The following is a 13278-nucleotide window of genomic DNA, read 5'->3' as shown; positions in this document are numbered from 1 at the left end:
ATTTCTTGATAGTAATAATAAGCAAATCTTTATAAAGATACATCATGCGTCACCGAATAATACTTCAATTCTATCAGATCATTGGGCAATGGTTTGCTATTCCATGATGAGTGGATAGCGAGTGCAGCTCCCATGGCAGTAGCCTGCGCCATAGACGCAGCAAAGATCTCTATCTCCGGGAAAAGCGCTGCGAGCAAATTCATATAAATGGCATTTTTACTGAATCCACCGTCAACGAATATACGTTTTACAGAAGAGCCGTTTAATACTCTTTTGGTAGCTATAAATTGCTGTTGGGCAATGTCTAACATCAGCTGATGATAGGCTTCCGTATCAGATGAAAAGGTATGCAGGTCTCTTTGTCCAAATACGGAAGCCTGCAGGAGTTTTGGATCAGGTGGTAGCAGTGCATGATCCTGTTTGTTCCGCTCTTTCAAAAGGCGGATGATGCGGCTATCAAAATCAATATTGCGGTAATGACCGGTATGCTGATTGAAATGTGCAGCGATACGCTTTACCTGTTGCTCATGTTCATAGCCGGCAAACAGGCGGGAAGCCTTTACGGGCTTACCCTGGAAGGTCATATAGCATAAACAGTCGGCAGCCAGTTCCTCATCGGTAAGTGGTGTATCATTAAACGGATTGAAGCTGATGCACCAGGTGCCGGTAGAGATTAAAATAAAAGGCTCGTGAAAGTTAACCAGGTAAGGAATCAACGCAGCAGAGCTGTCGTGTAGCCCTGTACCTATTGCGTAATTATTACCGGGAAATGCAGCGGGCATTACTTCGTTGGAAGGTAATAAGGGCGCCAGCTTTTCCAGCACCCCTTCCTTTATTACCCACATATGATAGTTATGCTGTTGAAAATCCCAGAAATTAGTGTGGCAGCCGATGCTGGTAATATCTGAGCAGGCAATGCCGGAGAGCAGGTAGCTCATATACTGCGGCAAATGCAGCGCATACTTTACCTGCCGGTAAATGTCCGGCTGTGTATACTTCAGCCGGTACAACTGCATACCGGAATTGAGGCTGCCTAGCACAGGCGAAGCAGTTTGTACAGAGAAGGCTTTCTCTCCACCATAAGTATTATAAAACTGTTCTCTCAGTACAGGAGGATATTCTTTCAGGTAGTTGTACAATGGAGTCAATGGGCGCCCTTCTTCATCTATATATACCAGGCTGGCGCCATAAGTAGAAAAATTAATGGCTTTGATCACCACATCCTTTCTGCGGAATACTTCTCTCAAAGAATCAAACACAGAGAGGCGAAGGCTTTCCAGGTTTTCACAGGGCGCACCATCTTCATCCACGGTTTCCGTAAAACGTGCTGTCCGCTCAAAGATGATACGGTACTGTTCATCAAAGAGAAACAGTTTCTTATTGGTTTTACCAACATCAAAGATGGCTATAACGGGAATTTCGCTCATAAATATTTTTAAAATTACAGTCCGGTCGCCATTGTTCTCAATCCTCTTTCGCGGATCAGCTGATCTCTTACTTTCTCTGAACGATACAAGGCCAATGGATTCAACGCGCCACCTGTCTGCATTCTGGCGGCAGCCACCAGTGCACGGACATCCGTACGGAATGCCTGTTGCAGTATTTCCTGTGCAGTTACCACATCATTATTTTGTTGTGCTACATATAATTTTTTACGGTCTACCAGCAATGCCTGGGCATAGCTGATCATAATAGCTTCCACAGATTGCAGGAGGTCTTCCAGCGGATCTTTCACGTTGTGAGAAGCATCTATCATCCACGCCAGGTCTGTATTGTGGTTCATCCCTCTTGCATCCATTCCCTCTACCAACTCATTAAAGATAAGAAACAGCTGATAGGGTTTGATACTGCCTACGGTGAGGTCATCATCACCAAACTTTGAATCATTGAAGTGGAAGCCGCCCAGTTTACCTTCCATCAGCAAAAGGGAAACGATCTGTTCGATGTTCGCATTAGGCAGGTGATGTCCCAGATCTACCAGGGAATAGGCTTTGGGCCCCAGTTTATTGGCATACAGAAGCGACTGTCCCCAGTCACCCACTGTAGTGGAATAGAAGTTAGGCTCTGCTGCTTTGTATTCTACAAACACTTTCCAGTTGTCTGGTAAGGCAGCATAAATTTCCTGCAGTCCTTCCAGGGTATTCTCGAAAGCATGACGGAAATTCAGCTGCCCCGGAAAACAGGAGCCATCAGACAGCCAGATGGACAGGGCATCGGAGCCCAGTGCCACGCCGTGCTGAATCACTTCGATGTTATGCTCAATGGCTTGTTTGCGGACATCTTTACTGACATGCTGCAGCGAACCAAATTTATAACTATGCTGCTGCCCCGGCTGATCCTGGAAGGTATTGGAGTTCATCGCATCGAAGCGAAGACCATGTTGCGCAGCCACCGCTTTTATATGTGCCGGATTATCCGGTACATCCCAGGGGATATGCAGGGAGATGGAGCCGCTGGATTGGTTCAGCTGATGCAGTAATCCAACATCACTAATTTTCTCTTCCAGGTTGCGGGGCTCCCCACCACCGGGAAAACGGCCAAAGCGGGTGCCACCCGTGCCAAGCGCCCAACTGGGGATACCTACCTGGAAAGCAGCCAACTGCTGCAGGATCTCCGGCACATTTTTAATTTCTCCGGAGAGGTAATCAAATGCACGTTGATGACCTCCCAGCAATGAATCATTATGCTCGTCTATTTTGTATTTTTCTATTTGCATAGTTCTCTATTTTTAACAACAGATAAAATACTGTTTTTATCTCACAAAAGCCATGGCTACGCCCCCATCCACGTTCAACACATTGCCGGTGGCTTTATTCAGCAGGCCACTTACAAAAGCATAACAGGCATTGGCAATATCTTCGGGGACAATAATTTCATTGAGCAGGGTACGTTTGGCGTAGAATGCCGGCAGCTCTTCCACCTTTACGCCATATGCTTTGGCGCGGCCTTCCGCCCATGCGCCTGCCCATATTTTGCTGTCGGAAATTACCGCATCGGGGTTTACAACGTTTACGCGTATACGATCTTTTCCCAGCTCCGCAGCATTGAGTCTGCTTAAATGCAGCTGCGCTGCTTTGGCAGAACCATACGCCGCATTATTTGGACCGGATACCAGGGCGTTTTTACTGACGATATTCAGCACATCGCCACCAGTAGCCTGTTTGCGCATAATTTCCACACCCGCTTGTGTTACCAGGAATTGTCCTTTTACCAGTACATCATATAACAGGTCCCAGTCTTTTTCCGTATGATCTTCCAGTGGCTTGGAAATGGAGAGTCCAGCACAATTGACGATAATGTCTACCCCACCAAACGCCAGTACGGCCGTATTGTAAGTCTGATGGATCGACGCTGCATCTGTTACATCCAGCAGGTCTGCTGCGAATACATCTTTCCCGTATAATTTATTAAACTCGGCAGTAGCACTGGCCAGTCGTTGTGCATCGTTATCATTGATGACCACTACCGCCCCTTCTTCTGCAAACTTTTTAGCAATGGCTTTGCCGATGCCGCCGGCGCTGCCGGTAACGAGGGCAATTCTGCCGGTCAGTGCTTGGGGTTTAGGCATGCGTTGCAGCTTCGCTTCTTCCAGCAGCCAGTATTCAATATTGAAAGCTTCCTGTCTTGGCAGGGAAGTATATTCGGAAATAGCTTCCGCTCCTTTCATCACGTTGATGGCGTTGATATAGAATTCAGCGGCTACCCTGGCGGTTTGTTTGTCTTTTGCGAAGGTAAACATGCCTACGCCGGGGTACAGGATCACCACGGGGTTAGGATCGCGCATGGCCGGGCTGTTGGGATGTTTACAGGTATTATAGTAACCGGCATACATCTCCCGGTATGCTTCGAACAAAGGTAACAGGCCGGCTTTTACGACATCTACATCTGCCAGACTTTCATCTGCTGCGATGTTCAGCACCAGGGGGCTGATTTTCGTGCGTAAAAAGTGATCCGGGCAGCTGGTGCCGAGTGGAGCCAGCCGGTCAAGATCGTTGGAATTAATAAATTCCAGAACCCGGGCATCGTCTGTGAAGTGTCCCACCATTTTCTGCTGAGAAGAGCAATAGCCCCGTAAAATTGGCGCCAACGCCGCCGCCTGGGCCTTGCGTGCTTCGTCTGACAAGGAGGCGATTTTAGCGCCTCCAAATACCGGTTTATTACGACCCGTGTTTTCTTCCAGGTATTCTGCACAGCGTTCTATTACTTCGAGGGTATTGATATAGCTTTCGTAGGCGGTATCACCCCAGGTAAAGAGTCCGTGTGATCCCAGCATAATGCCGCGGATACCGGGGTTTTCGTCCAGGCATTGCTTCAATTGGAGGCCAAGATCGAATCCTGGTTTTTGCCAGGGTACCCAACCGATGGTACCATTGAACAATTCCTGCGTAATCTTTTTACCATCTTTGGCGGCAGCTATCGCGATGGCAGCATCCGGATGCAGGTGATCGATATGTTTGAAAGGAAGAAATCCATGCAACGGGGTATCAATAGAAGGTGCTTTGGAACTCAGATCGTAAATACAGTGATTAAACAGTTCCACCATTTCATCTTCATGCGCAATACCTTTGTAAATATGTTGCAGACTACGAAGGCGATCTACATATAAGGCTGCCAGCCCACTTTTTTTAAGTGTACCCAGGTCCCCACCGGAACCCTTTACCCACATCACTTCTACCTGTTCACCTGTTAACGGATCTTTAGCCATGGCTTTGCAGGAGGTATTGCCTCCACCATAATTGGTCAGCCGCAGGTCGGCACCCAGTAAATTGGAACGATAAATCAGCAAGGCTACTTCATCACCAGCCATCCCGGCCGCTGTTGTTTCATCCCATAAATAACTGACATGCCTGAATTGCGTGGTAGTTCCATCTAAAGACATACGATATAATTTTAACGTTTTTTAATTGCGATAATGCTGCGGGTTAATTGTCTAATGAATTACCATATCCCACCAGGACTACAGAAAGAATAATGGTGAATATACCCAGGGAAATGGTAGCGAATGTTTTTTTACTGGCATTTTTCCATTCCTTCAACACAAAGCCCCACATGCCGGAAATCAGGATAATAAAAGCCATATGCAGGATCCAGGAGCTGGCATCATTGCCCAGCTTACTTTCTCCCATGCCATAGAAAAAGAACTGCAGAAACCACGTAGTGCCGGCGATGGCCGCAAACAAGTAATTCTTTACCAATGGCGTTTCTTTGTTCGTATAATCGTTGAAAGACTGATTCCGCCTATTCAGGATCATGCACCAGATAAAGTTGGTGGTCAGTCCGCCTAACATGATAATTACAAAAATAACATTGTTCTTGAACAGCGGGTTGGCATTGTTAGCCACGGCCGCTTTGCCCATGCTGTTGCCTGCTGTAATAGCGAAGCTCATGCAGGCACTCAGTATCCCGGAAACAATGGCCACCACTAATCCTTTGCGAAGGTTAAATTCCTGTATGCTTTCCGTCTTCTGTGCTTCCGAGAGCTCCTTTTCCTTCAACATGCCCGCTCTTCCGCATATCGCAATGCCTGCCAGGCATACCACTACCCCCAGCAGCACAAACATACCTTTACTGGTATGCAGCATGGCGCCCAGGGTATTGGGATCATCAGTAAAAAGACCACGGTAAATGGGCGGTATAAGGGCGCCAAAAGCAGAACAAAAGCCCAGCGCCACTGCCATACCCAGCGACATACCCAGGTAGCGCATAGACAAGCCAAAGGTTAAACCACCAATACCCCATAACACGCCCAGGAAATAAGTCCAGAAAAGTACATGTCCCTCCGTGCTTCCAATGATGTCCATGAAACCGGGAACGGTGAGCCAGGCAGCCACTAAGGGGACAACCAGCCAGGAAAACACGCCTCCTACAATCCAGTAACTTTCCCAGCTCCACCCCTTCACTTTTTTGTAAGGGATATAAAAACTGCCGGAGGCAAACCCTCCAATGAAGTGGAATAAAACTCCCAGTAAAGCCTGCATAATGACGTTGAAATTTGTAACGTGGAAAACTAATGTTTCATAAAAATAAAGCATGTATAATTTTAAACTGTCATGGACTGTCATGCTTCCAATATCCTGTGCCAATTGTAAATTTAAATTACTATCATTGTCGGGAAAAGTTGCTGACAGCTAATTCCACGTGACTAACCGCTTATTCCATGTGACTAATAATCAACTGAGCCATGAAACAACATCCGATTTTCAAATACCTGTTTATAGATGACTTCTCTGCCACGCCTAAATATTTTCAGCTGGCCAACTCTATTATTAAAGCAATAGTAGACCAGAAAGTTCAGCAGGACGATATCTTACCTTCGATCAATGAAGTCAGCTATGCATTTGAAATATCGAGAGACACCGCCGAAAAAGCCTATAAATACCTGAAAGGCCTGGGGATACTGGGATCCGTTCCGGGCAAAGGTTATTATGTACAACATACCAACCTTGATCAGCAGTTTAAGATACTACTCCTGTTCAACAAACTGAGCGAACACAAAAAAATCATTTATGATTCCTTCGCTGATAAATTAGGAGAACAGGCGAACATCGACTTCTATATTTACAACAGCGACTTCAGTTTGTTTAAGAAACTGCTATCGCAGAACATCAATGAATATACGCATATAGTGATCCTCCCACACTTCAGGGAACGCTGGGAACATGTGGATGAAGTGATCAATGCTATCCCCAAAGAGAAACTAATCCTGCTGGATAAAAAGCTGAAAGGGGTCACCGGTGAATATGGAGCAGTGTATGAAAACTTCCAGGAAGATATTTACGGTGCGCTGGAACAGGCCAGGGATAAGCTACAGCAGTATCATACCCTCAAAATCATTTACCCGGAAAATACTTATTACCCGGAAGAAATATATGAAGGCTTTGCACAGTTCTGCCAGAACTATGCATTCAGCAGTAAGAAAGTAAATGAGATTGAAGAAGAAGATATACAGCCGGGAGATGTATATATTAACCTGCGGGAAAATGACCTGGTGTTACTGATAGAAAGAATCATATCGTTGAATTTACAGATAGGAAAAGATGTAGGTGTGATTTCCTATAACGAAACACCCTTAAAGAAATTCATCCTGAACGGCATTACTACTATTTCCACTGATTTCAAGTGTATGGGAGAAATGGCAGCACAGCTGATCCTGGACCATTCGAGGGCACAGATTGAAGTACCATTTTATGTAACCATGCGGGCCTCCCTGTAACTTATTTCGATCAAGGTTCTGTACCTTTGGGACATTAAACGGAAAAAAATGCAAACACCAGAAAAATCCAATGATCCGCTGCATGGGCTTACACTAGAGAAAATAGTAACACATCTCTATGAGAGTTATGGCTGGGAAGTGCTGGGAGAAGAAATCAGAATTAACTGCTTCACCAGTAACCCATCTGTACAAAGCAGTTTAAAGTTCCTGCGAAAAACGCCATGGGCGCGGAAAAAAGTGGAAGACTTTTATAAATACTCCCTCAGAAAGAATAAGCTCAAATAATAATAGCTGCCCATATTAATCTCCCGCCGGTTGTTCAGTATTGAACACCCGGCCTCCAAAAGCGGACATTTTAGTTAACTCACCACTTCCTTATCCACTGAAAGTCAGCTGTTTAACAAAATGGCATTTCATTGGCGCCTTGCTCTCCGGCCCATAAAATACATTCCATGTTCACCAGTTATTTAAAAACAGCCTTCAGAGCGATCCGGCGGAATCTCAGCTATACCTTTCTGAATGTATTCGGATTAACGTTAAGTATTGCCGCCTGCCTGGTTATATTTTTAATTGTGCGGAATGAGTTGAGCTATGACGGCTTTTCCCCAAAAGCGGATCGTACCTATCGGGTTACCTTACATGCGCTGGATTATAACTCCAGTGTATCGCTGGTAGTGGTGCCTGCGCTGCGTAACGACTTCCCCGAGCTGGAGCAGGTTTCACAGTACTGGTACCAGGGAGATGGGCTGGTAAAAACCGGCAATGCGCGGTATAATGAAAAAGGATATGCGTTCGCGGATGCGGCCTTCCTGAAGATTTTTGATTACACCTGGGTGGCAGGAGATCCACGCACCGCCTTATCAGAGCCGAACGAAGTCGTGCTGACAGAAACCATTGCCAAAAAATACTTTGGCGATAAGGACCCAATGGGCCAGGTGATCAACCTGGATAACGAAGAAAATCTGAAAGTAACCGGTATCGTGAAAGATCCTCCCACCAATAGCAGTGTGCCTTTCATATTCCTTGTTTCCTATGAAACTATTAAAGCCGATGTGCTGAAGCGATCAGGTTTTTATTCGATTAGTGGTGGCAGCACATATATTGTGCTCCCGGAAAAATATGATGCGCAACAGTTGCGGCGCAGGATACCGGGATTTATCACCAAAAACTGGGGCGCAGATATCGGTCGTGAAGCAACATTACTATTGCAACCATTAAAAGAAATTCATTTTGATCAGCGCTACCTGGAAAATCCCGCCAGTCCTACCGTGAGTAAAGAAACTTACTGGGGGTTGGGGATGGTGGCCTTTTTTATTATTATCACTGCCTGCATTAACTTCATTAATATGGCTACGGCGCAGGCTATACGCCGCGCCAAAGAGGTAGGTGTACGCAAAGTACTGGGTGCCTACCGCGGACAACTGATCCGGCAATTTCTTGCGGAAACCACCCTGCTGGTGCTGATCGCCGTTGTGCTGGGCACCATTGCCGCCGCCCTCTTTTTGCCGGTAATGGCCTCCTGGATGAGTATTAAGATCGGAGGGGCACAATTATTACAGCCGCAAATACTGCTGACATTGGCAGGACTAACTGTAACAGTTATACTTTTAGCTGGTCTTTATCCTGCTTTTGTGCAATCTGCCTTTCAACCTGCCGCCTCACTCAAAAGCAATACAGGCATCACTATTAAAGGATTAGGCTTACGCAAAATATTAGTCTCTACCCAATTTGGGATTTCACAATTACTGATTGCCGGTACCCTCATTGTAGGCTACCAGATGGATTTTCTGCAAAACCAGGACCTGGGCTTTAATAAAGAAGCTGTTGTGTCCTTCCGGGTACCAGACAGTAAAAAACGTGATATTTTACAGGAGCAATTATTATCCAATCCCGGTGTAAAGCAACTGAGCTTTGCCTCCGGACCTCCCGTAGGTGGTAGTGGATTTGCTCCCTTCAGCTGCCCCGAAGCAGGTGTTATCAAGGACGATGTAACGGAGATGAAGGCTATTGATGAACAATACCTCGATATGTTTTCCATCAAGCTGCTCGCAGGTGAAAATCTCCGTAAACTAACAGATGCAGATACCGTACGCAGAGTACTGGTTAACGAAACACTGCTCCACAAAATTGGCATACAAATACCCGAAAAAGCTATTGGCAAAAGCTTCCATGTCAATGGCCGCACAGCGCTGATTACCGGGGTAGTGCAGGACTTCCAGAGTGAGTCACGCTATAAAAAAAGAAGGCCCTGCGTAATGGAATACAACTCCAATGGTTTTAGAACCGCCTGTATAAGGATACAACCAAGCAATATGCATAATACACTTTCCGGTATCGACAAAACCTGGTCGGCACTCTTTACTGAGGATCAGTTTTCGTATGAATTCCTGGACGATCGTATTGCCGGTTTATACAAACAGGAGCAAAAACTATATACCGCCTTCAAACTGTTTTCGTCTCTTGCTATACTGATTGGTTGCCTGGGATTATACGGCCTTGTGGCATTTGCAGCGGTACAGCGCACGCGGGAAGTAGGTATCCGCAAGGTACTGGGAGCTTCTCTATTCGATATTGTAGGACTTTTTGCCAAAGAATTTATTATACTGATCATGCTATCTTTCTGCGTAGCCGCTCCTGTAGCATGGTTCGTGATGCATAAATGGCTGGATAATTTTGCCTACCAGACCAGTATTGGCGGCGGCACCTTCCTGATTGCAATCAGTGTATCAGTGGCTATTGCCGGTATCACCATTGCTTACCAGGCCATAAAAGCCGGTCTGGTGAACCCTATCAGGAGTTTGCGATAACAATAACAAACCTGCAGCGATGACACCGCTGCAGGTCACTAGAACTTCACCTTTAGTCCAAGTTCTCTTTTCATCGTCAGCAACGCCTCTGCGTTCCCTTTCGCATCATCGACCGGATGATGGGTATGCTTCGTTTTCCGTAGGTGCTTGAACGTTGTAAACGTATCTTTCATTATTCCTTTGTATAAACTGCCCAGGTTCTGAGAGCTGAATCCAAAAGGGTTTTCACCCAGAAAATGATGAAAGTACCAACAGATAAACATCCAGTCGAAACCATTGTTATCGCTGATAAAAATGGGCCGGTCTTTCGATACCGCCGTTATCCAGTTCTTAAAATTCAACATCACCGTTGCCGGATCATCAAAGGTCAGGGTTTCTTCGCGGGTGTGATTCGAAACCGCCAATGCTTCCGGGATATACTTATCGGAAACGGGTTTCAGTTGACCGTAAAAAGTTTGGTTGAGCTGTTCATTTACGAGTACAGCGCCGAATGAAATCATAGAAAAATCGCCCGGTATAGGTCCGTCACTTTCCACGTCCACCATAATAAAAGCCATGAGATGTAATTTGGTTTTTTGGGTTAAACAATTTGTTTTTCGTCTCACAAAAATATAAAAAATTACTATATCAGCAAAAACAGTACTGCAGCGGCTTTCCTGCTACCAAAAATTAACCCTATCTTTTCCAAAAGTCTGATATGAAATATTGCTTTTTCCTACTGCTTATTCTATGGCTGCTTAACCCCTATGATGCCCGCTCCCAGCCGGAAAATAAAAAAACGGCTGCTATCAATAAAATATGCAGGCAGATAGATGCCGACAAGTCGCTGAAAAAAGTAGTGGCAAAAGCGGATATTTCCCATTTATATGTACACGGCTCCAACAGGCAGCTGACAGGATTTTACAGAGATAGCACCCTGATAAAAATGACTCTGCAGGGGCAGGATGATGAGGGCAAAGAGCTGTTTGTTTACTACTATAAAAACAATGCGCTCATCTGCGTGTATAATGAATTTTCAGGCCCCCACTTCAACTCAACGGGCCAAAGGGTGCCTCATACCTACGAAAGCAATTTCCAGGGCTGGTATTACTTCCGGCAGGGAGCATGGGTGTATGAAGAGTCTACTGGTCATAACCGGTTTGAAGATGATGAGCTGGATGCCACTGAAATATTACAGAAAGAAGCAGCTGAATGCCGGCGAATACTACCATGAAAAAGGCATCCCGGCTATGCCAGGATGCCTTTAACGCCAAAGCGTTAACAGATTCTTTTATGGAGCCGCCTTGGTTAAACTAAATTAACCTTAGGTGTCCATGAATATTCTGTAGATAGCATGAATACCTCCTTTTCTTTGGTGAATAATGAAATTAAGGGAAAATATTCGAATTAGAAAACACTGCAACAAAAAATAACATATTGTCGCAGTGCAATTATGTAATGAACTGTACTACTTTCCTTTCACTACCGGCAACGCCAGTTCCCGGATGGCTTTCTCGAAATAATAAGCGCTGTGAATATCTGTTGCACTGCCCGCCACATTCTCCAATATCACAATGCTGCTATGTGTGGCTGGATAGTAAAAGTTAATACCGATGAATCCCAGATCCGGTAAGTAACCGGTATGTCCTATTTCATCCTTGCTTTCATTAACCATCACACCATAACCGCCACCCGTTTTTCCTACCACGGGATGCTCCCTTGGTGCCCATACGGTGATCATCGCCTGATAGGTGCTGTCATGCAGTAATTTACCACTATGCAATTGCTCATTCCAGCGTGCCAGATCAGGAGCCGTGGATACCACACCTGCAGCTCCCAGCAATAATTCCGGCAACGGGCCTTTCTTTGCCTCTGGTTTTCCGTCTTTATTTTCTGCATACCCTTGTATGGCCTGCGCCCGTGGCGGTACGCCGGAATGCAGCATGCCCGTCTTTTTAAACAGCTCCTTTGTCAATGTTGTATAAGCCTTACCAGTAACCTGTTCCAGCAATGATTGCAGCAATACATATCCGAAATTGGAATACGCCAGCTTTGATCCCGGCGTAAATGCCAGCGGCTGATCATACCATACCACGCCGGCAGTATGATTTAACAGCTGATGAATGGTAATGCTGTCGGCCCATTTCTCTTTCAATGCAGGCAAATAAGTATGCAGCGTTTGTTGCAGCTGTATATGTCCTTTGTCTACCTCTTGTAATACCATTACGGCGGTGATCTGTTTGCTGATAGACATCACAGTGAAGCGGCTATCCTGGGAGATGGGCAATTTCGTTTCTCTGTTGGCATACCCTTTACTTTTAGCGTAAATGGGTTTACTATTTTGAGTGATCAGTACTACACCACTGAATTCGCGTACATTTTCAGTGGACAATAATGAATCCAGACGGGCGGAAAGGCTTTGCTGTGCTGCCACACAGGTGGTTGCCAGCATCAGTAATCCGGTGAGGAGTAATTGACAGGTTTTCAATTATTTCTTTTTTAAGGCGGTGGCGATTGCTTTTTCGGCCAGTGGACCCATTACAAGATAACCTTCCTTGTTAGGATGTACACCATCATAGGTCAACGCTTTTTGTAATCCTTTTTGTTCATCTGCCATAGCGGTATAGTAGTCGAGATACACGCAGTCATTTTTGGCGGCATATGCTTTAATCCGCTGGTTCAGGTCTGCAATTTTTGAGACAGGGTCCAGTCCTTTGCGCCATGGATAGTCATATGCAGGCAGTACAGAGGAGAGTACGACTTTGATGCCATTAGCTTTGGCCAGTTCCGCCATGGATACGATGTTCCCAAAAATAGTGGCAATCGGTGTGTAGCCCGTGTTACCGGCTATATCATTTGTGCCGGCCAGGATCACTACCACTTTCGGATGCAGGTCAATTACATCAGGACGAAAGCGGATCAGCATCTGCGGTGTGGTTTGTCCGCTAATACCCCTGTTGATATACGGCTTGCCTTTAAAGAACTCAGGGTTCAGACTTCCCCAGCCAATCGTAATAGAATTACCCATGAACACTACCCTTTTTTCACCGGGTTCAGGTGCTGCTACTTTAGCATTTTCTTCCTGGAAACATTTCAGACAGGCCCAGTCCTGCTTCATCAGCTCTTCATTTTTTTGCTTTTGTTTAGCCTCAGCATCCGCAGTATCCTGTGCAAAAGCAGCAGTGCCCAGCATCATAAAAAATGCCATTAACGGCCAACTTAATTTTTTCATTTTCATGGATCAGATTTTAAAAGCGTTTAGCCATTGGCGGAGTGCCG

Annotated in this window: 11 protein-coding genes; 4 read left to right on the top strand and 7 right to left on the bottom strand. The window is 45.6% G+C overall.

Features of this window, described 5'->3' with window-relative positions; translation table 11 throughout:
- Nucleotides 1–29 precede the first annotated feature (29 nt).
- Genes AB4Z08_RS16965 through rhaT form a run of 4 tightly spaced genes read right to left on the bottom strand, consistent with a single transcriptional unit; the run spans nucleotide 30 to nucleotide 5978 of the window.
- Nucleotides 30–1427: an FGGY-family carbohydrate kinase gene (locus tag AB4Z08_RS16965; RefSeq protein WP_441574953.1), complete on the bottom strand. Its 1398-nt coding sequence runs from the start codon at nucleotides 1425–1427 to the stop codon at nucleotides 30–32.
- 14 nt (nucleotides 1428–1441) lie between these two features.
- Complete coding sequence (locus AB4Z08_RS16960) at nucleotides 1442–2716, bottom strand: sugar isomerase (protein ID WP_441574952.1); 1275 nt, start codon at nucleotides 2714–2716, stop codon at nucleotides 1442–1444.
- A 36-nt stretch (nucleotides 2717–2752) separates the two neighbouring features.
- Nucleotides 2753–4879 carry a bifunctional aldolase/short-chain dehydrogenase gene (locus tag AB4Z08_RS16955; protein WP_441574951.1) on the bottom strand — a complete coding sequence of 709 codons (2127 nt, stop codon included), beginning with the start codon at nucleotides 4877–4879 and terminating at the stop codon, nucleotides 2753–2755.
- A 43-nt stretch (nucleotides 4880–4922) separates the two neighbouring features.
- A complete protein-coding gene (gene rhaT / locus AB4Z08_RS16950) occupies nucleotides 4923–5978 on the bottom strand; it encodes an L-rhamnose/proton symporter RhaT (protein ID WP_441574950.1) in 1056 nt (351 codons plus the stop codon).
- Between the two features lie 203 nt (nucleotides 5979–6181).
- Here rhaT and AB4Z08_RS16945 point away from each other — a divergent pair, with 203 nt between their 5' ends.
- The 3 genes from AB4Z08_RS16945 to AB4Z08_RS16935 all read left to right on the top strand — a co-directional run bounded on the left by AB4Z08_RS16945 (nucleotide 6182) and on the right by AB4Z08_RS16935 (nucleotide 10020).
- Complete coding sequence (locus AB4Z08_RS16945) at nucleotides 6182–7213, top strand: GntR family transcriptional regulator (RefSeq protein WP_441574949.1); 1032 nt, start codon at nucleotides 6182–6184, stop codon at nucleotides 7211–7213.
- 48 nt (nucleotides 7214–7261) lie between these two features.
- Nucleotides 7262–7498 carry a VF530 family protein gene (locus tag AB4Z08_RS16940; RefSeq protein WP_331960378.1) on the top strand — a complete coding sequence of 79 codons (237 nt, stop codon included), beginning with the start codon at nucleotides 7262–7264 and terminating at the stop codon, nucleotides 7496–7498.
- A 167-nt stretch (nucleotides 7499–7665) separates the two neighbouring features.
- A complete protein-coding gene (locus AB4Z08_RS16935; RefSeq protein WP_441574948.1) occupies nucleotides 7666–10020 on the top strand; it encodes an ABC transporter permease in 2355 nt (784 codons plus the stop codon).
- Nucleotides 10021–10058: 38 nt separating this feature from the next.
- Here the strand turns inward: AB4Z08_RS16935 and AB4Z08_RS16930 are convergent, their stop codons facing one another.
- Nucleotides 10059–10577: a 3'-5' exoribonuclease domain-containing protein gene (locus AB4Z08_RS16930; RefSeq protein WP_441574947.1), complete on the bottom strand. Its 519-nt coding sequence runs from the start codon at nucleotides 10575–10577 to the stop codon at nucleotides 10059–10061.
- Nucleotides 10578–10717: 140 nt separating this feature from the next.
- Here AB4Z08_RS16930 and AB4Z08_RS16925 point away from each other — a divergent pair, with 140 nt between their 5' ends.
- Nucleotides 10718–11233 (top strand): hypothetical protein, encoded by a 516-nt coding sequence (locus AB4Z08_RS16925; protein WP_441574946.1) that lies wholly within the window; start codon nucleotides 10718–10720, stop codon nucleotides 11231–11233.
- 234 nt (nucleotides 11234–11467) lie between these two features.
- Here the strand turns inward: AB4Z08_RS16925 and AB4Z08_RS16920 are convergent, their stop codons facing one another.
- Entirely contained in the window at nucleotides 11468–12487 is a 1020-nt protein-coding gene (locus AB4Z08_RS16920) for a serine hydrolase domain-containing protein (protein ID WP_441574945.1), read from the bottom strand.
- Entirely contained in the window at nucleotides 12488–13231 is a 744-nt protein-coding gene (locus tag AB4Z08_RS16915) for an SGNH/GDSL hydrolase family protein (protein WP_441574944.1), read from the bottom strand.
- Nucleotides 13232–13278 lie beyond the last annotated feature (47 nt).

It is taken from the genome of Chitinophaga sp. RAB17 (genome assembly GCF_052114225.1).
Lineage (GTDB): Bacteria > Bacteroidota > Bacteroidia > Chitinophagales > Chitinophagaceae > Chitinophaga.
The sequence above is the reverse complement of the archived record's forward strand: the minus strand, read 5'-3'. Positions and strand labels throughout refer to the sequence as shown.